Annotated in this window: 17 protein-coding genes and 1 tRNA gene; 11 read left to right on the top strand and 7 right to left on the bottom strand. The window is 61.0% G+C overall.

The window, feature by feature from the left end; translation table 11 throughout:
* Positions 1 to 24 precede the first annotated feature (24 nt).
* Entirely contained in the window at positions 25 to 390 is a 366-nt protein-coding gene (locus AEYBE204_RS34665) for a cytochrome c family protein (RefSeq protein ID WP_023463220.1), read from the top strand.
* A 70-nt stretch (positions 391 to 460) separates the two neighbouring features.
* Positions 461 to 1,681 carry a multidrug effflux MFS transporter gene (locus tag AEYBE204_RS34660; RefSeq protein ID WP_023463219.1) on the top strand — a complete coding sequence of 407 codons (1,221 nt, stop codon included), beginning with the start codon at positions 461 to 463 and terminating at the stop codon, positions 1,679 to 1,681.
* A gap of 200 nt (positions 1,682 to 1,881) precedes the next feature.
* Here AEYBE204_RS34660 and maiA read toward each other — a convergent pair whose 3' ends face one another.
* Together maiA and AEYBE204_RS34650 are read right to left on the bottom strand one after the other, a co-directional pair.
* A complete protein-coding gene (gene maiA, locus AEYBE204_RS34655) occupies positions 1,882 to 2,514 on the bottom strand; it encodes a maleylacetoacetate isomerase (protein WP_023463218.1) in 633 nt (210 codons plus the stop codon).
* Positions 2,511 to 3,260, bottom strand: coding sequence for a Crp/Fnr family transcriptional regulator (locus AEYBE204_RS34650; RefSeq protein ID WP_023463217.1), 750 nt, complete (start codon positions 3,258 to 3,260; stop codon positions 2,511 to 2,513). The genes maiA and AEYBE204_RS34650 overlap by 4 nt, the downstream gene beginning before the upstream one ends.
* Positions 3,261 to 3,391: 131 nt before the next feature.
* On the opposite strand from AEYBE204_RS34650, the gene AEYBE204_RS34645 reads away from it, so the two are divergent.
* Entirely contained in the window at positions 3,392 to 3,784 is a 393-nt protein-coding gene (locus AEYBE204_RS34645) for a response regulator (RefSeq protein WP_023463216.1), read from the top strand.
* Positions 3,785 to 3,799: 15 nt separating this feature from the next.
* On the opposite strand, the gene AEYBE204_RS34640 is transcribed toward AEYBE204_RS34645, so the two are convergent.
* The 3 genes from AEYBE204_RS34640 to kdgD form a co-directional block, all read right to left on the bottom strand.
* A tRNA-Arg gene (locus AEYBE204_RS34640) sits at positions 3,800 to 3,876 on the bottom strand.
* Between the two features lie 153 nt (positions 3,877 to 4,029).
* Positions 4,030 to 5,628 (bottom strand): carboxylesterase/lipase family protein, encoded by a 1,599-nt coding sequence (locus tag AEYBE204_RS34635; RefSeq protein ID WP_023463215.1) that lies wholly within the window; start codon positions 5,626 to 5,628, stop codon positions 4,030 to 4,032.
* A 2-nt stretch (positions 5,629 to 5,630) separates the two neighbouring features.
* Entirely contained in the window at positions 5,631 to 6,569 is a 939-nt protein-coding gene (kdgD, locus tag AEYBE204_RS34630) for a 5-dehydro-4-deoxyglucarate dehydratase (RefSeq protein WP_023463214.1), read from the bottom strand.
* 268 nt (positions 6,570 to 6,837) lie between these two features.
* Between kdgD and AEYBE204_RS34625 the strand changes: the two genes are divergently transcribed.
* Genes AEYBE204_RS34625 through AEYBE204_RS34610 form a run of 4 tightly spaced genes read left to right on the top strand, consistent with a single transcriptional unit; the run spans position 6,838 to position 10,700 of the window.
* Positions 6,838 to 8,184, top strand: coding sequence for an MFS transporter (locus AEYBE204_RS34625; RefSeq protein WP_023463213.1), 1,347 nt, complete (start codon positions 6,838 to 6,840; stop codon positions 8,182 to 8,184).
* Between the two features lie 7 nt (positions 8,185 to 8,191).
* Positions 8,192 to 10,036: a hypothetical protein gene (locus tag AEYBE204_RS34620; RefSeq protein WP_023463212.1), complete on the top strand. Its 1,845-nt coding sequence runs from the start codon at positions 8,192 to 8,194 to the stop codon at positions 10,034 to 10,036.
* Between the two features lie 56 nt (positions 10,037 to 10,092).
* The gene (locus AEYBE204_RS34615) at positions 10,093 to 10,320 is read left to right on the top strand and encodes an AbrB/MazE/SpoVT family DNA-binding domain-containing protein (protein ID WP_023463211.1); all 228 of its coding nucleotides are present in this window, start codon (positions 10,093 to 10,095) and stop codon (positions 10,318 to 10,320) included.
* Positions 10,317 to 10,700 (top strand): type II toxin-antitoxin system death-on-curing family toxin, encoded by a 384-nt coding sequence (locus tag AEYBE204_RS34610; protein ID WP_023463210.1) that lies wholly within the window; start codon positions 10,317 to 10,319, stop codon positions 10,698 to 10,700. The genes AEYBE204_RS34615 and AEYBE204_RS34610 overlap by 4 nt, the downstream gene beginning before the upstream one ends.
* Here the strand turns inward: AEYBE204_RS34610 and AEYBE204_RS34605 are convergent, their stop codons facing one another.
* Together AEYBE204_RS34605 and AEYBE204_RS34600 are read right to left on the bottom strand one after the other, a co-directional pair.
* Positions 10,701 to 11,597: a LysR family transcriptional regulator gene (locus AEYBE204_RS34605; RefSeq protein ID WP_023463209.1), complete on the bottom strand. Its 897-nt coding sequence runs from the start codon at positions 11,595 to 11,597 to the stop codon at positions 10,701 to 10,703.
* Between the two features lie 358 nt (positions 11,598 to 11,955).
* Positions 11,956 to 14,688, bottom strand: a complete 2,733-nt coding sequence (locus tag AEYBE204_RS34600; protein ID WP_023463208.1) for a TonB-dependent receptor — start codon at positions 14,686 to 14,688, stop codon at positions 11,956 to 11,958.
* A 340-nt stretch (positions 14,689 to 15,028) separates the two neighbouring features.
* On the opposite strand from AEYBE204_RS34600, the gene AEYBE204_RS34595 reads away from it, so the two are divergent.
* From AEYBE204_RS34595 to AEYBE204_RS34580, 4 genes are all read left to right on the top strand, one after another.
* The gene (locus AEYBE204_RS34595; RefSeq protein WP_031231144.1) at positions 15,029 to 16,663 is read left to right on the top strand and encodes a TldD/PmbA family protein; all 1,635 of its coding nucleotides are present in this window, start codon (positions 15,029 to 15,031) and stop codon (positions 16,661 to 16,663) included.
* Positions 16,664 to 16,682: 19 nt separating this feature from the next.
* Complete coding sequence (locus AEYBE204_RS34590) at positions 16,683 to 18,017, top strand: TldD/PmbA family protein (RefSeq protein WP_023463206.1); 1,335 nt, start codon at positions 16,683 to 16,685, stop codon at positions 18,015 to 18,017.
* A gap of 169 nt (positions 18,018 to 18,186) precedes the next feature.
* Positions 18,187 to 18,873 carry a DUF4159 domain-containing protein gene (locus AEYBE204_RS34585; protein WP_023463205.1) on the top strand — a complete coding sequence of 229 codons (687 nt, stop codon included), beginning with the start codon at positions 18,187 to 18,189 and terminating at the stop codon, positions 18,871 to 18,873.
* A gap of 10 nt (positions 18,874 to 18,883) precedes the next feature.
* Complete coding sequence (locus AEYBE204_RS34580) at positions 18,884 to 19,867, top strand: MoxR family ATPase (protein ID WP_023463204.1); 984 nt, start codon at positions 18,884 to 18,886, stop codon at positions 19,865 to 19,867.
* The last annotated feature ends 2 nt before the right edge of the window (positions 19,868 to 19,869 follow it).

Raw genomic sequence — 19,869 nt, 5'->3', positions numbered from 1 at the left:
ATAATCAAAACGACAGGCACACCGATGAAATCCACACTCCTTCTGGCCGCCGCCTTAGGCCTTATGACGTCTGTCGCCCAGGCTCAGGTCGCGGGCGATGCCGTGGCAGGCAAAAAGGCCTTCGGGGCCTGCATGTCGTGCCATTCGATCAAGCCCGGCGTCACCGGCATTGGCCCCAGTCTGTCCGGCATCGTCGGCAAGAAAGCCGGAACCGACCCTAAGTTCAAATATTCCCCGGCAATGAAAAAGGCCCCGGCGTGGTCCGAGGCCCAGCTCGACAAATTTCTGGCCAGCCCCGACACGACGGTCCCCGGAACAGCGATGAGCATGGCCCCGACCAAAGACCCGAAAAAGCGCGCCGACATCATCGCCTATCTGAAAGCGAACTAAATATCGACGAGCGTTTTTTAAAAAACGAGCCGTTTCTATTGTGCCCATGAAGGGGTATAGGGACGCCATCATGCGTCTCGACCTGCCCCCCAAGACCATCCCGCCGTTTCCGGAATTCGTCGCCCTGATCGCCGCCTGTATGGCCGCGACGGCGCTGAGCGTCGATACCATGCTGCCCGCTCTGCCGGTGATGGGCAAGGCGTTCGGCATCGACAACCCCAACCGGTTGCAACTGATCATCTCGGTCTTCTTCATGGGCGCGGGGATCGGACAATTCATTTGCGGCACCCTGTCGGACTGGCTGGGGCGGCGCAAGGTTCTGCTCGGCGGCCTGCTGGTCTATGTCGTCCTGTCGTTCATCGTGTCGCTGGTCACCGACCTCGAGCACATGCTCATCCTGCGCTTCTTTCAGGGCGTCGCGGCAGCCGCGGCCAGCGTCATTCCACGCTCGGCGATCCGCGACCTCTATTCCGGTGCGCAGATGGCCAAGATGCTGTCGACCGCCCACGTCGTCTTCCTCGCCGTGCCGATTCTGGCCCCCAGTCTGGGGCAGTTGATCCTGCTCGGTCTGCCGTGGCGCGGTATCTTCTTCATGCTGACCGGCGCCGGGGCTGTGGTCGCCCTGTGGGTATGGCTGCGCCTGCCGGAAACGCTCGATCCGGAGGTCCGCTACGCCCCCTCGCCCGCCAAGTTCATCCGCGTCGCCGGGTTCATTGCGTCGGAGCGTACCTCGCTCGGCTATTCGCTGGCGGTCATGCTGATGACGGCGATGATCCTGTCCTATCTGTCGCTGATGCCGCAGATTTTCGAGGAAGTCTTCCATCAACCTGTCATGCTGGGCCTTGTCTTCGCGCTGTGCGCCGGAGCGATGGCGGTGGGCGCTTTTACCAATATCAAGCTGGTCGAAAAGCTGGGCACCAGGGTCATGTCGCACCGCGCCCTGACCGGGGTTATCGTCATGGCCACGATCCACGTCCTGTGGGCGCTGAGCGGGCGCGAAACCCTGATCAGTTTTACGATTTTACAGGCCCTGACCATGATGTGCATGGCCATGAGCACCTCGAACTTCACCGCCATCGCCATGGAAAAGGTCGGCCACGTCGCGGGTACCGCCGCCTCGCTTCAGGGCGTGCTGTCGATGGTCGGCGGTGGCTTCATCGGCGCGTGGATCGGACAGTTCTGGACCGGTGGCGTATGGCTGCTGCCCCTGTCGGCGCTGGGGTTGGGGGTTGGGGCGCTGACCTTGATTGCCCTGGCCGAAAAGGGCCGGTTGTACAGGAACCCGGCCTAGCTCGAATGGCTTTGTTGAGCGCGCTCCTTCCTCCCTACGCAGTGGGGAGGTGGCAGCCCGAAGGGCTGACGGAGGGGTATGACTCCGAAATTCTCAGCGCGTTGAACGGCTTGGCGTTATGCCCCTCCGCCTCAACGCTTTGCCTTTCGGCACGGCACGGGCCACCCCGCTCCCCACTTCGTAGGGAGGAGGGAGTTAGCCTAAACCTCGAAATCTGGTTGGGCTTCAGGCCGTGACCTCTGAAACGCCGGAAGCGCCAGACAGGCAGCCTCGATGGCCTGCAACCGCGGCCAGCGCAGGGTGACCCCGAATCGCCGCGCATTATTCATCTGCGGCACCAGCAGAATGTCGGCAAGCGTCACCGATCCCCCGAAGGCATAGGGGCCGTCCTGTCTTTCGATGAGCTTTTCACAGGCCTCAAAGCCGTCTTCGATGACCGTCTGCGCCCACTGATCGGTCTGGGCCTGATCAAAACCCAGCCCTTTGAGACGCTTGAGGATTTTCAGGTTCTGTAACGGATGGATTTCACAGGCGATCGCATAGCTGAACGCCCTCACCTTCGCCCGCAACACCGGATCGGCGGGCAATAACGGTACCGCCGGATAGACCTCGTCGAGATATTCGCAGATCGCCAGCGACTGCGTCAGCACGTCACCGTCGTCGGTTTCCAGCGCCGGAATCAGACCTTGTGGATTGAGTCGCAGATATTCCGGTGCCGACTGCTCGCCCTTGCGCAGATGATGGAAGACGTTCTCATAGTCCAGCCCCTTGAGCGCCAGCGCGATGCGCACCCGCCACGTCGCCGAAGATCTGAAATAACCGTGCAGTTTCATTCCGCCACGTGCTCGCTGGAGTCCGGATAGACGCCCTTGAGCACCTCATCGAAATGGGCCTGCACCAGCGCGTTACAACCGCACGATAGCCGTTGCACGTCGCTATGGGAATGGACGATGATACGGCTGCGCACGGTTTCCAGCACACCCGCGCGCTTCATGGCGCCCATGACGCGGCCGACATAGCTGCGCCCCACCCCCAGCATCCCGGCCAGCTGATCCTGTGTCAGCGGAATGACCATATCCCCTGTGCGCTCGATCGCCGAACAGAGCCAGCGCGCCGTGCGCTGCTCGATCGTATGGGTCGCGTTGCAGGCCACCGCCTGAAACACCTGCGCCAGAAGGCAATCCGAATATCGGGCGAAGAAGTGACGCAGGGTCATAGAGGCCGACTTGGCGCGTTCTAGGTCCGCCGTATCGATACGCAGCATCTGACCCGAAAATTGCACCTGTGCGCGCGAAAAGGCTGGCAGATAGCCCTGACTGACGATGCCGCCGACGGCGCCTTCACGCCCGATCAGCGCTGTTTCCACCCCGCGCGCGTCGTCGAGCAACACCATGAACGAGGCCAGCGTCGCGCCCAGCGGAAACCAAGCATAACGCACGATGTCGCCTGCTTCAAACAGGACATCGCCGGTCGTCACCTCGATCAGTTCGAAGTAGCCCTGCAACAGTTTTCGGTCGCCCGGTTGCAGGGCCATCAGAAGGTTGCTGCCCGCCGTCATCGGCGCCACGGAAAGGCTCATTGGGGTCTCCCGACAAATATTTCCACAATTCGGCGAGCCTGTGTGCACGAGTGCGCATACAGACAGGCCCTCAGGAAGCTATGGACAGGATAAGGATTCAATATTGAGCCGTTTTACGAGACTTTTACGGTATGTCGAGGGCCATCCATATCCATCTGTTGCTGGCCGACGATGATGAACGCAGCGCCGAGATCGCGCGGATGCTGCTGCACAGTTTCGGTCTGGCGGTCGATGTGGTGTCCAACGGGGCCGAGGCCATCGAACGCCTGAAGACGCAGACCTATGCGCTGGTCCTTATGAATATCGAAATGCCCGTCATGGATGGGCTTGAGGCCACACGCCATATCCGCGCTGCCCAGGCCGAAGGCGGCATCGCGCCGGTACCGATCATCGGCATGACGGCCCATACTCTGCTCGGCGACCGCGAAAAAGGCTTTGCCGCCGGGATGGATGCCTATATCACTAAACCGTTCTCGGCAGACACCCTGCGGCCGCTGTTGACGACCTATCTGGGCGAAGTCTGAGGCTGAAAAAGCATATGGCGCACCCAAGAGGATTCGAACCTCTGACCTTTGCCTTCGGAGGGCAACGCTCTATCCAGCTGAGCTATGGGTGCCAATATGGCGGGTGGCGTTGAGCGACGCCCGCGATTGCGGCGGAACCTAAGCTAAAGCGCCGATGCGCTCAATGGCAAAATGCGCATGGCCGTTATTTTCCGTTTATAAGACGGTTTGGGAAATCAGCGACCCACTTTTCGATTCTACAACCGTTACGTTCCGGGCTTGGTATAGGGTACGGTGGCGAACAGCTTGCGTTCCTGAGCGCGCGGATCGTCCTCGATGCGGGGCGTCCGATCGAAGATCATGGTCGACCGGCGCGTCAGTTCGTAACGCGGCCATGTCGGCAATTGCGGTGTTTGCGGTTCACCGGTGCGTGCGAAGTGAATTAGCATGGTGCTCATCTGATCGGCGACGGTTTGCGCGGCGGCCATTTCCTCGGGTGTCGTGCCGCAATTGGCCTCATGCACGCGGACATTGTCGAAGATCAGGCCGATATCGTAGCCGTGATAGGCCCCCAGCCGCCCGCCGTGGACCGGCGAGCCGAAATCGAGCTGATACATCCATGTCGGCGTCTGTTTCGCTCCCCTCGCCTCGGCCTGAATGAGGTGCGGCCGCCAGCTTCGGCCAGCGGTCGCTGCCGCGCGCAGGACGTCGGTCGGCGTCATCTGCGGATACCATTGCCGGTACTGGGCGATGACGTATTCCGGCGACATATCGACCAGCATTTCCTTCGCCAGCCGTTGCGGCAAGGTCTCCCACGTTGTGTCGTTGGCGATCATCAGGTCGCGCATGAAAGCCGCCGTCTCATCGTGCGTGTTACCGATGATCAGCGGCACCTGTGCCGTCTCATTCGGCGCGTCGGGATAGAAGGGATGACGGAACAGGGTCTTGTAATCGAGCGTCGCGGCGAACAGGATCTTGTCGCGCGCCACCAGCGGGTCCTGCGTCCCTAGCGCCGCGACGAGCTTATCGACCGGCAGGGTTTTGAGGTCGCCGACCTGCGCGGGCGTCAGGCCGAGCGTCTTCAGATAGGCTTCGGCGCGGATCGTGGCGTTCAACGGGGCCGAGGCCGTGACGTGCTGACCGCTCATGGTCAGGCACTGACGGTACAGCCCATCGGCGGCGCGCATGGCCATCAGGCCGACGATCTTGCCACCGCCGCCCGACTGCCCGAACAGGGTCACGTTCGACGGGTCGCCACCGAATTCAGCGATATTGTCGCGCACCCATTTCAGCGCTTGAATGATATCGAGGTGGCCGACATTGCCGGAATAATCGAAATCAGAATCGCCCGCCGCCGCGCCCAGCCGTGAGAAATAGCCGTAGCCGAAGACATTGAGCCGGTGATTGAGCGAGACCACCACCACGTCGCCGCGCAGGGCGAGATTGGTGCCGTCATTGAGCGGCGACGCCCCGTGACCGGAAGCATGCGCCCCGCCGTGCAGCCAGACCAGAACGGGCCGTTTGCCGCCATCATTCAATCCGCGCGTCCACACATTGAGGAACAGACAGTCTTCGCTGACCGGCATATCGGTGCTGCGTTGCGGACAGGCCGGGCCGAACTCTAAGGCATCCCTAATACCAGACCACGACGACGGCAGACGCGGCGGGCGGAATCGGTTCGGGGCCGTATCGGCCCCGTATCGCACCCCTTTGAAGACATGCACCCCGCGTTCGGTGCGCCCGCGCACCTTACCGTAAGCGGTCGTGGCAACGGGTAATGGACTTGCCGCCCCGGCGTCCGGGCCGGAAGCGACAAGACCGAGGGCGACCGCGCCCCCGATGAACTGGCGGCGCGGTATCCTCATGGTCAGGCGGCCTTTTTCAGGGCCGAGGGCTGGACCTTGGCAATCAGCGCCGTCAGTTCGGCCAGTTCGGCCTCCGACAAATCGCTGAGCGGCGTGCGGACCGGACCGGCGGGGCGACCGATGGCGTTCATCCCCGCCTTGACGATGGAGACCGCATAGCCCTTGCCCTTGTTGCGCAAGGCGATGTACGGCATGACGAAGTCGCGCAGACCGGCCAGCACGGCGGCCTGATCTTCGGCGCGCACGGCGGCATAGAAGCTCAGCGCCCAGTCCGGCAGGAAGTTGAAGATCGCCGACGAATAGGTGGTGACGCCGAGCTTGAGATAGGGTGCGGCAAAGGTTTCCGCCGTCGGCAGGCCGCCGATATAGGTCAGGCGGTCGCCCATGCGGGTATAGATGCGCGTCATCAGTTCGATATCCCCGACGCCGTCCTTATAGCCGACCAGGTTCGGATTGCGGTCGCACAGACGGGCCAGGGCCTCGTCCTCGATGATGCCGTTGTCGCGGTTATAGACGATGACGCCAAGCTTCGTAGCCTTACAGACCGCGTCGATATGGGCCTCGAAACCGTCTTGCTTGCCGCTGATCAGATAGGGCGGCAGGAGCAGGATGCCGTCGGCGCCGCTCTGTTCGGCGGACTGCGCCAGCTCGACGGCGATCTGCGTACCGTAACCGCACCCGGCGACGACCGGGACCTTGCCCTTGGCTTCTTTCACGGCGGCGGCGACCACGTCGCGCACCTCGGTCAGGCTGAGCGAGAAGAACTCGCCCGTGCCGCCGGCGGCGAACAGACCGGCCAGCGGCTTTTCCAGCATCCAGGCGCAGTGCTCGCGATAGGGGCCTTCGTCGAACTGATTATTGGCGTCGAAATGGGTCACCGGGAAGGACAGGAGCCCCGTTCCAATCGTTTGCGCCATTTCCTTCGGGCTGATACCGGCCATTACGCACCTCCGCGTGAAATTTTCTTGAGTATTGGGATGAGCGCACCGTTTTGCTTGCGTCACTATCCGTTCATTCAACGCTATCGGCAAGCCTTCCCGTCGTCCAAGCCAAAGGCGGCATTGATCGATGCGTGGAACGCAATGAAGACGACATTCTGACCCTCCCCAAGCTCAAAAAACTATGCGTAACTGTGCCTCATAAACAGGTCCGGGTCGAACGGCGTTACCGCCTCCGATACACGGGCCGCATGAATACAGAGAGCGAACCATGTCCCAGAACCTTACGGAAGCGGCTGCCGCCGCCCCAACCGAGCCAACGTCCAAGCCGACTCACGCCCGTTACTGGCTGATCGCGTTCCTTTTCATTATCACGACCATCAATTACGCCGACCGTTCGACCTTCTCCATCGCGGGGTCGGCGGCGTCGGAAGCGCTGGGGCTGAGCCCGGTGCAGATGGGCTTTATTCTCTCGGCCTTCGGCTGGGCCTATGTGGCGGCGCAGATCCCCGGCGGCGCCCTGCTCGACCGCTTCGGCGTCAAACGCGTCTATGTCGGTGCCATCGCCCTGTGGTCGATCTTTACCGCCATGCAGGGGTTCGTCGGCTTTGTCGGCGGCCTGTCGATTGTCGGCTCGCTGTTCGTCCTGCGGTTTCTGGTCGGTCTGGCCGAAGCGCCGTCCTTCCCGGGCAATGCGCGCATCGTCGCGGCGTGGTTCCCGGCGGCGGAGCGCGGCACGGCCTCGGCCATCTTCAATTCGGCGCAGTATTTCGCGCTGGTCGCCTTTGCGCCCCTGATGTCGTGGCTGGTCCATGATTTCGGCTGGCGGACGGTGTTCTACGTCATGGGCGCGCTGGGCGTCGTCGCCGCCTTCGTCTTCGCGAAATTCATCCAGAGCCCCGAAAAGCACCCGATGGTCAATGCCGCAGAACTGGCGGTCATGAAGGACGGCGGCGCGGTCAGCATGGAAGCCAAACCCAAGGGCAGCGGCGGCGGTTTCAGCCTCAAACGCCTGAAATTCCTGCTCACCAATCGCATGCTGATCGGCATCTATATCGCGCAATATTGCATCAACGTCCTGACCTATTTCTTCGTGACCTGGTTCCCGATCTATCTGGTCAAGGAACGCGGGCTGAACATCATGCAGGCGGGTTTTGCCGCCGCCGCCCCGGCGCTCTGCGGGTTTATCGGCGGGCTGGTCGGCGGCTTCCTGTCGGACTATCTGCTGAAAAAGTCGGGCAATGTCAGCCGCTCGCGCAAGATCCCGATCTTTGTCGGCATGACTCTGGCCCTGTCGATCATTGCCTGCGCCTATGTCGAACAGGAATGGCTGGTGATCGTGCTGATGGCCGTCGCCTTCTTCGGCAAGGGCGTGGCGTCTCTGGGCTGGGCCGTGGTATCGGACGTCGCCCCGCGCGAATATATCGGTTTGGCGGGCGGGGTGTTCAACATGTTCGGCAATACGGCGGGCATCGTTACCCCCATCGTCATCGGCTATATCGTGGCGGTGACCGGGTCCTTCGACGGCGCGCTGCTCTATGTCGGTATTCACTGCATCATTACCATGCTGGCCTTCGGTCTGATTACCGGTAAAATCGAACGCCTGAAGATCGATTGAGGTCCGGATGATAAACCGCCGAAACCTGCTCAAAAGCGCCTGCGCCGTCGCCACCTTAGCCGCCCTCCCCGTCGTGGCGAAAGCCGCCGATGCGGCGATCGGCACGCCTATGGCGCCGCCGGAATGGGCGCTGTTGCAACGCGAAGCCCTGCGTATCCAGAGCGAAGCCGTCGAGGTCTTCTACAACCGGTATTTCGACGACCGCGGCTATTTTCAGTGCTTCGAGCGCTGGGGGGCCAATGATGGCCCGGATGACGCGATAGAGAACTGCAACGAGTGGCCGCTGCTGCACGCACTGGGCGGTTCGGATCGGGTGCGTGAGCTTTACACCAGGGCCTATGAGGGGCACCTCAAGCAATATACCGAAGCCAGAACCGTCGAGACACCGATTGCCCGCGAGGGCATGTATTACCGCGAATTTCCGGTGATGAACGACTGGCAGCACCTGTCCGAAGGTCTGTCAGTGTTCAATCTGATGGGGCTATCGGCACCGAACGATCCCGCCTTTCAGGCCCGCGCCCGACGCTTTTCCGGCTTCTATACGGGTGAGGACAAGGAAGCGAAGAACTACGATCCTCGGCACAAGATTATCCGCTCGATGATCAACGGCTCCAAAGGACCGCAATTGCGCAAGGCTACGGCGCTCGATTGGGCCGGCGATCCGTTCGACCCGACCGGCTTTTTCATGGAGCACGGCGAATCGACCTATCAGGAAACGCTGGACCACTATGTCGACTATACCGATGTGGTCGGCGACAGCCCCCTGAACCTGCAATCGACCAGCCTTGTCATGAACGCCTATATGATCTCGGGCGAGCGTAAATATCGCGACTGGATCACCACCTATCTCGATGCGTGGATCGACCGCGCCAAACGCAATGGCAATATCCTGCCGAGTTTCGTCGATCTGAAAGGCCGCATTGGCGGACCTAAAAAGGAATGGTGGGGCAATGTCTATGGCTGGGGCTTTTCGCCGATCGATCCGGTCAGCGGCAAGCGCGAGGACCGCAACCGTGTGCCGCGCGCTATCGTTGCCTTTCTGAACGCCTATCTGCTGACCGGCGACGACAAGTATTTGCAGGTCTGGCGCGATCAGAACGCCGCGATCAATGTGCAGGCGAAATCGATCGACGGCGTAAGCAACGTGCCGACCATGTACGGTAAAGACGGCTGGTATAGCTACCGGCCCGGCACCTACCGGACTAACGGGCTCGATATCTGGTACATGTCGATGCGGGCAGACGACTTCGACCGCGCCGACACAAATCACCCGTGGATCGACTACCTGACCGGCAAGAACTCCACCTATCCCGTCACCGCCGTGCGCGGCGCGCTCGATAGCGTGCGCAAGAAGATGGGCGATCTGGCGAAGGATACGACGACCAAGGAGACCCGCCTTGCCGACGCACTTTTGAAGTTCAATCCGGCGGAGGTAACGCCCCTGCTGCATCTGATGTGCGGGGCGATCCATATCGCGCGGCCGACCTGGTCGAAGACCTCGGCCCCTCAGGGCGGCGCGTTGCTCTATGCCCGTTTGCGCTATTTCGACCCGGTGAAAAAGCGCGCCGGTATCCCCGAAGATGTCGCGGCGCTGGTCAGCGACCTGAGCGATACGGCGACGACCGTGACTCTGGTCAATACGCATCCATTTCGCGCGCGGACGGTGACGATACAAGCCGGGGGGTATGGCGAGCATCAGTTCACGAGCATGGCTATCGACGGCAAGACGTCGACGCTCAATGCCAATCAGGTGACGCTTGATCTGGCCCCCGGTTGCGGCACGACGATCCGCTTTGCGCATAAACGCCACGTCAATGCACCGTCCCTGACTCATCCGTGGGATCGGGTGTGATTGACGTTTAGGCGTTTCGATATTATTATATTTATACCTATATATCGGAGCCCATCATGAACGCGCTTAAATTGACCGCCGTCGGCACTTCGACGGGCGTGGTGATCCCCAAGGATGTGTTGGCGCGCCTGAACGTCGCCAAGGGCGATATGCTTTATCTAACCGAAACCCCCGATGGGGGCTATAGCCTGACCCCCTACGACCCGAACTTTGCTGCAAAGATGGACAAGGCCGACGACATCATGCGGCGTTACCGAAACACCCTCAGTGTTCTGGCCAAGTGAGCCGTTATATCTGGCTGGATAAGCGCGAAGCGCTGGCCATTCATAACCGGTCGCTGGTCCTGCACGGTGGACCGGGCGGGGTCAGGGACGAAGGCTTGCTTCTGTCGGCACTGGCGCGACCGCAACAATTGGCGGCCTATGGGGATGATGCGGACGTCGTGCGACTAGCCGCCGCATATACCGCCGGGATCGTTCAGAACCACCCTTTCATCGATGGCAATAAGCGCACCGGCTTCATTCTGGGGGTGCTGTTTCTCGAACTCAATGGCTTGAGTTTCACGGCCAGCGAGGAAGACGCCGCCGACGCCGTATTGCGTCTGGCCGCCAGCGAATGGACAGAGGACAAATTTGTCGCGTTTCTTCGCAGAAACAGCGGCTAATTAAACCGTCTTGGGCGCGACCTCGGAACACAGATCACGCACCGGGCCCAACGCCGGGTTGGCATTGCCGCGCCGCCAGACCATGTACAGCTCGACCGGTTTTTCCGGCGAGGTCGCGATATCGCGGTAGTGGACGTCGGAAAATTGCAGGCTCATGGCGGTGCGCGGCACAATGGCGACGCCCAGCCCTGCCCTTACCAATCCCAGCATGGAATGAATCTGCGTCACCTGCTGCACATAGTCGGGGCGCACCTCGGCCTCGGCGAACAGAGACATCAGCATATTGTGGAAATAGCTGGCCCCTTCGCGCGAATACATGATCAGCGGCGAACCGTCGAAATCGCTGAGGGTCAACTCCGGCGTGATCAGGCGCGGATCGCCGGTCGGCAGGGCCGCGACCAGTCCTTCACAGACTACGCGCTCGCTCTCGAATTCATGCCGCTCCAGCGGTTGGCGCACGAAGCCGATATCGATCAGGCCGGTTTGCAGGGCCTCGACCTGCTGGTTGGAGACCATTTCGCGCAGTTCGAACTCGATGTTGGGCAGTCGCGCCCTCGCCTGCGCCACGATCTGCGGCAGGAAGCTGTAGCCCGACACGGCGGTGAAACCGATCCCAATACGCCCTGCATCGCCCTGCGCCACTTTACGCGCGGCCAGGGTCGCACTTTCGGCCAGCCAGATGATCCGCCGCGCTTCGGGCAGGAAGACCCGCCCCGCCGGGGTCAGCTTGACGCTGCGACTGGTGCGCTCGAACAACGGCACGCCGAGAATACGCTCCAATACCTGAATCTGCCGGCTGAGCGGCGGCTGGGTCATGTTCAGCCGCGCCGCTGCCCGTCCGAAGTGCAACTCTTCGGCAGCGGTGACGAAGCACCGTATCTGACTGAGTTCAAACATGTTTCCCTGTAGCGGCTTAACCGGCTGTATTTGTATTGAAGCTAACACGAGAAATGGCCTTTACCAATGAAAAGAGCCACGTCTGCGGTAGGGCAGCCGTGGCTTCGAGCGCATGCCAAAAAGTGCGAAGCGGTTTTTGGACATACATGCGCGACCAGATAAAATGAGCCCGTCCCGCTCGGATTGAGCGAGACGGGCTAAGTACGAACCTAGCCTCGGGGGGAAGGAGGTCAGGCCGTCTGGCGCAGTGACTACGCCGCACCTGTTCGTTCTGGGGGGAACAAACCGGCGTAAGAGGAAATTTTTAGTCGCGCATCTGATCCCAAAACCGCTTCACATTTTTGGGGTGCGCTGAGGGTTAGAAACTATATCGCGCGCTGACGAAGAACTGACGCCCCGTATGGCTGCGCACGTTCAGACGGTTGGTGGCGTCGACATACTGGTCGTTGAATTCGTCGGTCAGGTTGATGCCCTCAACGCTCAGCTTGAGTTTCGGCGTTAGATTATAGGAGGCCTGCATATCGAAGTTCAGCGTCTCGTTGGTGCCGGCGACCGTATTGCCGTCGTTGGACGGCACCGCGGTCAGATAGCCTTCGCGATAGGCGACCGAGCCGCGCACCGAGAACTTCTCGACTTCGTAATAGACAGTGAAGTTGGCGGCATTCTTCGACAGCCCGACCAGGGTTTCCGAAATGGTCGGCGCACCCGGCGTCGTCGAGGTCAGATAATCGATCGTCGAGTCGACATAGGTGTAGTTGGCCAGCACGCCGATATTCGACCAGAAGCCCGGCAGGAAGGTCAGTTGCTGCTGGACATTGACCTCGAAGCCCTTCAGATCGCCGCCGGGCGAATTGACCGGCTGGCTGACGGCGAAGATATCGCTGGTCGTGGCGGTCGTGCCGACCAGTAACGAGTCGGGCAGGCCCAGTTGGTTGAACGGAATGTCCTGACGCAGGGTCTGCACGAAGGTGTCGATCTTCTTGTAGAAGAACCCGAAGGCGTAGAGCGAATTGGGAGCCGGGTACCATTCGAGCGACAGGTCTAGATTTTTCGACTTGGTCGGATTGATGTCCGGATTGCCGCGCGAATAGGAGCGGTTGGCGCCCTGAATGCCGACGTCGCCGCCGGGGGTCAGGCTGGAGATCGACGGCCGCGCGATGGTCTCGGCGGCGCTGACGCGGAAGACGAGATCGTCGGTCAGGTCGGTCGCGATATTGAACGACGGCAGGGTCATGTCATAGGTGCGTTCCGCCGTCACGAGCTTGATCGTGGAGCCTACCGCCGCATAACCGCTGGAGCGCTGATTGGTCTTGAAATAGCGCAGGCCCGCATCGCCGCGCCAGTTCAGGCCCAGGGCCGAGAAGCGATAGTCGGCTTGCAGATAGCCGCCGCTGTCGGTTTCATCGACCGTGATCCACTGCCCGCGCGCCGACGAATTGTTGATGTCGGTCAGGGCATAGATGCCGCAATTGCAGTAGATATTGTACTTGGCGGCGAACTTGTTGAGATCGGGCGCCAGCCACGACGTGGCATTACCCGACGGTTGATCGAGATTGCGTCCGAAGCCGGTGAACACCTCGGATACCGCCGCCAGATCGGTGGCCGACAGGGTATCGACCTTGGTTTCGGTGGTGCGGTAATAGCCACGCGACTTGAAGCCGAATTCGCGGTTATCCAGCCCGCCTTTGATGGTCAGGTGTTCGTTGACGTCGAATTCAAGATAGGCCTTTACCGTGCTGAACGTGTTGGTGACGAAGTTCGGACGGATACGCACTTCGGAAGTGCCGTCGATCATCGACCAGTTGGCGGCGTTCGTGGCGTCGAAGTTCAGGCCGATGGCCGGCAGGCGCGAGCGGAAGTCGTAGCTGTAACCCTGCGAATTGGCGCGGTCGAAGGTGATGATGGTCGAGACCGGGTTCGAGAAATCCGACTTCGAGTGACCGGCGACCAGACCGCCGCGCAGCTTGTCCGAGAACCTGTGCGTCAGGGTCAGGGTCATCTGCGAGAACTCGGTCTCCATCTCGTCCCACGCCGTTTGGGTGCGCAGATCGACATTGTCGAAGACGCCCTGAACGATGTTCTTGCCCTCGACCGTGCCGCTCTTGATGATGGTCTGCGGCTTGCCGGTCCCGGCGCGGCTGAATCCGATGGCCTGAATCTGATGCTCGCCACGCGTGGTTTTGACGTCAGAATAGAGGACGTCGAGCGTGATCAGGGTCGCTTCGGACGGGCGCATCTGGAACGCGCCGGTCAGGCCCAGGCGCTCGGAATTGATGTCGTAGCTGACATAGGACGGAATGCGCGGGTGATAGAGCGCGGTGGCCGTATTGGTGTCGTTGATCTGGGCGATCGTATAACCGTTGATGGTCGAGGCCGCATTGAAACCGCTATTGGCGCCGCCATAGGTCCAGCGCGTGATATTGGCGCCTTCTTCGAGAATGTGGCGCTTTTCGTAGGCGAGCGAGAACAACGCACCGAGGCGCCCGTCGGCCCAGCGCTTGCTGGCCATCATCGTCACGCGCGGCGTAACTTCGCGCGCCAGATCGTTGTAGCTGGCCTGCGCCGACATGACGAGTTGATCGCTCTTGTAGTCGAACGGACGGGCGGTTTGCAGATCGACGGTCGCGCCGAGAGAACCTTCCTCGACTTCGGCGGACGCCGTCTTGCGCACGCTCAAGCTATTGAACAGTTCCGAGGCGAACATGTTGAAATCGAAGCCGCGCGTCCGATTGGTGCCGCCGGAATTGACCGTGCCGCCCGTGGTGGCGATAGCTTCCATGCCGTTAACGCGGACGCGGGTATATTCGGAGCCCAGACCGCGCACCGAAATCTGACGCCCTTCGCCGTTGGCGCGGGTGATGGTGACGCCGGGGATGCGTTGCAGGGATTCGGCGAGGTTCAGATCGGGAAAGTCGGCGATATCTTCGGCCTTGATGGCATCGACGACGCCGCTTTCGTTGCGTTTGGTGCGGATCGCGCTTTGCAGAGAGCCGCGAAAGCCGGTGACGACGACCTCGATCGGTTCGTCACTGGACGCCTGCGCGGCTTCCTGCGCCATTACCGGCGCGCTCAGCCCCAATAAGGCGAGCATCGATGCGCCGCACGTCAGGCTCCGACGAGCCCTCATCCCTGATTTCGTCATGGTGTTTTTCCTTGCCTGTTGAGACAGGATTCACTGCCGTTACGGCATCCCTGTCATCTTGTTATGCGAGGATCATAGGCCGATTAGAAAAGGACGCGAATTCCAATCCTGCATGAATCGATGCGCGAAGTGGAATGAAGCGCATGCCACCGCTGCGCCCAATTCTTAACAAAAAGCAACTTGACGCCTGCAAACGAAGGTGATGGTCTCAAACGAAACCGCGTTAAGCTTTTTGGGGGCTGAGCCGGTACCGAATTCACCCTAGTCATCCCTATTCCGGAGAGACGCCTTGCACAGACGAGACTTCCTTGCCTTGACCGGCTTCACCGCGGGCAGCGTGCTGATCCCGTCCCTGTACGGGCGCGCCATCGCCGCCGAAGACCTGCAATCGAGCCTCGACGTCAAGGTCAAGAAGACCCTTGCCGACGCGGCTTTAGGTGCCGCGACCGGGTCGGGCGCCACCTATTGCGACGTGCGCGTGGGCCGTTATCTGCGTCAGTTCGTCATCACCCGCGAAGACCGCGTCGAAAACGTCGTCAACACCGAATCGACCGGCGTCGGCATCCGCGTCATCGCCGACGGGGCGTGGGGCTTTGCCGCCACTAATGAACTGACGACCGATGCGGTGGCCAAGGCCGCCAAGCAGGCCGTCGCCATCGCCAAGGCCAATGCCACGATCCAGACCGCGCCGGTACAACTGGCGGCGGTCAAGGGCGTCGGCGAGGTGTCGTGGAAGACGCCGATCAAGAAAAACAGCATGACCGTGCCGATCAAGGAAAAGGCCGACATGCTGATCGACGTCAATACCTCGGCGCTGAAGGCCGGGGCCGATTACGTCAATTCGATCCTGTTCCTGGTCAACGAGCAGAAATATTTCGCCTCGACCGACGGCTCCTATATCGATCAGGACATCCACCGCATCTGGGCGCCGATGACGGCCACGGCCATCGACAAAACGACCGGCAAGTTCCGCACGCGCGACGGCCTGTCGGCCCCGATGGGCCTCGGCTACGAATATCTCGACGGCGACAAGGCGCAGAAGTTCACCTCGCCCAACGGCGTCGTCAATTACGGCCTCAGCTACGACCTCAAGGAAGACGCCATCGCTGCCGCCAAACAGGCGCGCGAAAAGCTGAAAGCCCCGTCGGTGAAGCCCGGCAAGTACGACCTCGTGCTCGATCCGTCGCACACCTGGCTGACCATCCACGAATCGGTCGGTCACCCGCTCGAACTCGACCGCGTGCTGGGTTACGAGGCCAATTACGCCGGGACGTCGTTCGCGACGCTCGACAAGCGCGAAGCCCACTTCCAGTATGGCTCTGAGAAGGTCAATATCGTCGCCGACAAGACCCAGTACGGCAGCCTCGGCGGCGTCGGCTACGACGACGAAGGTGTCAAGACCAAGGAATGGGACCTGATCAAGGACGGCAAACTGGTCGACTATCAGGCGATCCGCGATCAGGCGCACATCCTCGGCAAAAAGGAATCCGACGGCTGCTGCTACGCCGACTCGTGGTCCAGCGTGCAGTTCCAGCGCATGGCCAATATCTCGCTGAAACCCGGCAAGGAAAAGCTGTCCGTCGCCGACATGATCAGCAAGGTCGAAAACGGCATCTATATCGTCGGTGACGGCTCCTTCTCGATCGATCAGCAGCGCTATAACGCCCAGTTCGGCGGTCAGCTCTTTTACGAGATCAAGAACGGCAAGATCACCCAGATGATCGAGGACGTGGCCTATCAGATCCGCACGCCGGAGTTCTGGAACGCCTGTACGGCCATCTGCGACGAAAGCGATTACCGCATGGGCGGCTCGTTCTTCGACGGCAAGGGCCAGCCGGGGCAGGTTTCGACCGTCTCGCATGGGTCGTCCACCGCCCGTTTCAACGGCATCAACGTCATCAACACCGCCCGTTCCTTAGGCTGATTTCAGGAGATATAAACCCATGAGCATGCTCACTGAAGCCGAAGCCAAGGCGATTCTCGACAAGGTCATCAAGCTGTCGAAAGCCGACGAATGCACGGCGACGCTGGACGGTTCGGTCAACGGCAATATCCGTTTCGCGCTGAACAACGTCTCGACCAGCGGCATCATCACCAACACGCAACTGGGGGTGCAGGTCGCCTTCGGCAAGCGCGTCGGCATCGCCACGATCAACGAGTTCGATGACGCCGCCCTTGAACGCGTCGTTCGCCGCGCCGAAGACCTGGCCAAACTGGCGCCGGAAAACCCGGAATTCATGCCGGCGGTCGCCAAGCAGACCTATACGCCGACCAAGACCTTCTCGGAATCGACCGCCGCCGTGACGCCGGAGATGCGCGCCAAGGTCGCCGCTGCTTCGATTACGCCGTGCAAGCAGGCCAAGCTGATCGCGGCGGGCTTCCTGTCGGACGGCCAAAGCTTCGCCGCCTTTGCCAATTCCAACGGCAATTTCGGTTACCAGAAGTCGACCGGCATGGACTATACCTGCACGGTGCGCACCGAAGACGGTCGCGGATCGGGCTGGGTCGCGCGCAACCTTCAGGACGTCAGCGCCTTCAAGCCCGACACGGAAATCCAGATCGCCATGAAAAAGGCTGCGGAATCGGCCGAAGCCAAGGCGCTGGAGCCCGGCAAATATACGGTGGTCATGGAACCGGCGGCCTCGGCAGGCCTGATTTCGTTCATGATGGGCTATTTCGACGCCCGTCAGGCCGACGAAGGCCGCAGCTTCCTGTCGAAAAAGGGCGGTGGCAACAAGCTGGGTGAACAGGTCTACGACCCGCGCGTCACGCTCTATGCCGATCCGTCGCATCCGGAAGCCTCGGTTCTGCCGTGGGATGGCGAAGGCCTGCCGCGCAAACGTCTGCCGATCATCGACAAGGGCAAGATCGCCAATCTGCAATATTCGCGCTTCTGGGCGCAAAAGCAGGGCAAGACCGCCGATGCGTCGCCGGGTAACCTGATCATGGAAGGCGGCACCAAGTCGACCATGGACCTCGTCAAATCGACGCAGAAGGGCATTCTGGTCACGCGCACCTGGTACATCCGCATGGTCGATCCACAGACCGTGCTGCTGACCGGCCTGACGCGCGACGGCACCTTCTATATCGAAAACGGCGTCATCAAGCATCCGGTGAAGAACTTCCGCTTCAACGAGTCGCCGGTCATCATGCTCAACAATATCGAAGAGCTGGGCAAGCCGGTGCGCGTCGGTGACGACGAATCGCCGTTCGTCATGATGATCCCGGCGATGAAGCTGCGCGACTTTACGTTCACGTCGTTGTCGGATGCCGTCTGACGGCGCACCAGTTTCCCCCTCTCCCCGTGGGGGAGAGGGTTGGGCGCGGGCCTGCGAGGCTGAGGGGGGCGTAACCCGGTCGTCCCAGATATTGTCGCATAGTGTGCCCCCTCACCCGTCCCGAAGACTAAAGTCTCCGGGCCACCCTCTCCCCGATGGGGAGAGGGGATTGAATCGCGCCACATTTGTGCGTCTGTTGCTCGGTGGACTCTTGGGGACAACCCTCCCCGCCCGTGCCGCCGCCTACGATTTCTGGTTCACGCGCCTGAAATACGATTCCGGGGACTGGGACGTCGATCAACGCATGCCCGCCAACCTGATCACCTCTCTGATCGACTACACCACCCTGCGCGTCGATCCGAAGGAACACGTCCTCGACCTTTCGGACCCGAAGATGCTGACCGCGCCGTTTTGCTACCTCGCCGGACACAAGCTGGTCGAGTTCAATCCGGCGGAACGGCGCAATTTCGAGGCCTATATCCGCAACGGTGGCTTCGTCTTCGTCGATGACTGTAATCACGATATCGACGGCCTGTTCGCCAAATCCTTCGAGCGCCAGATGGCCTCGATTTTTGGTAATTCCGCGCTTAAGGTCCTGCCGAAAACCCATGGAATTTACAAAAGTTTCTTCACCTTCGACGGGCCGCCGAACACGTCTTTCGAACTGAACGGCTGGGGCGACGACCTGATACACGACTACCTGAAAGGGATCGAGATCAACGGTCGTCTGGGCATTCTCTATTCCAACAAGGATTATGGCTGCGAGTGGGACTACGACTGGCGCAACAAGCGCTTTCTCGCCGAAGACAACACCAAATTCGCCGTCAATATCGTTATTTATGCTTTGAGTAATTAAGGGGGCTTCCGTGTCGATCACCGAAAGCGAAATCAAAGAACTGCTGTCGCGGCTGGGTCATCTGCGTCAGGCCATCGCCCAAGCCATCGTCGGTCAGGCCGATGTCGTCGAACAATTGCTGATCGGTCTGTTGGCGGGCGGGCATTGCTTGCTCGAAGGCGTGCCGGGGCTCGGCAAGACGCTGCTCGTGCGGTCGCTCAGTCAGGCGCTGGAGCTGCAATTCCGCCGCGTGCAGTTCACCCCCGACCTGATGCCGAGCGATATTCTCGGCACCGAGTTGCTCGAAGAAGACCACGGCACCGGCCACCGCCATTTCCGTTTTCAGCCGGGGCCGGTCTTCACCAACCTGCTGCTGGCCGACGAACTGAACCGCACCCCGCCGAAAACGCAGGCCGCCCTGCTTGAGGCCATGCAGGAAAAGACGGTCTCCTACGCCGGCGTGACGCACACCCTGCCCGCGCCGTTTTTCGTGCTGGCGACGCAGAACCCGCTCGAACAGGCGGGCACCTATCCTTTGCCTGAAGCCCAGCTTGACCGCTTCCTGCTGCATATCCGCGTCGACTACCCGACCGAAGCCGAAGAGCACGACATCCTGAAACAAACGACGGGATCGGCGTCGGGCGTTGTGCCCAAGGTCATGCACGCCGAGGACATTCTCCTGCTGCAAAAGCTGGTCCGCGATGTGCATCTCGGCGAAGACCTGCTGATGTGGATCACGCGACTGGTCCGCGCCACGCGACCGTCGGACACGTCGCCGCAAGAAGTTAAAACCTATGTTAAATGGGGCGCCGGACCGCGTGCCGGGCAATCGCTGGTGCTGGCGGCCAAGGCGCGCGCCCTGTTGCAAGGCCGTCTGGCGGCGACGCGCGAGGATATCATCGCGCTCGCGGCACCCGTCATGCGTCACCGCCTGCTGCTGTCCTTCGCCGCCGAGGCCGAACAGGTCAGCGCCGATGCCGTCGTTGCGGCGCTTTTGCGGTCGGTAAAGCTGTAGTC

Origin of the sequence: Asticcacaulis sp. YBE204 (assembly GCF_000495855.1) — a bacterium.
GTDB lineage: Bacteria > Pseudomonadota > Alphaproteobacteria > Caulobacterales > Caulobacteraceae > Asticcacaulis.
Note: the sequence above shows the minus strand (reverse complement) of the source record. Positions and strands in the feature narration are given on the sequence as shown.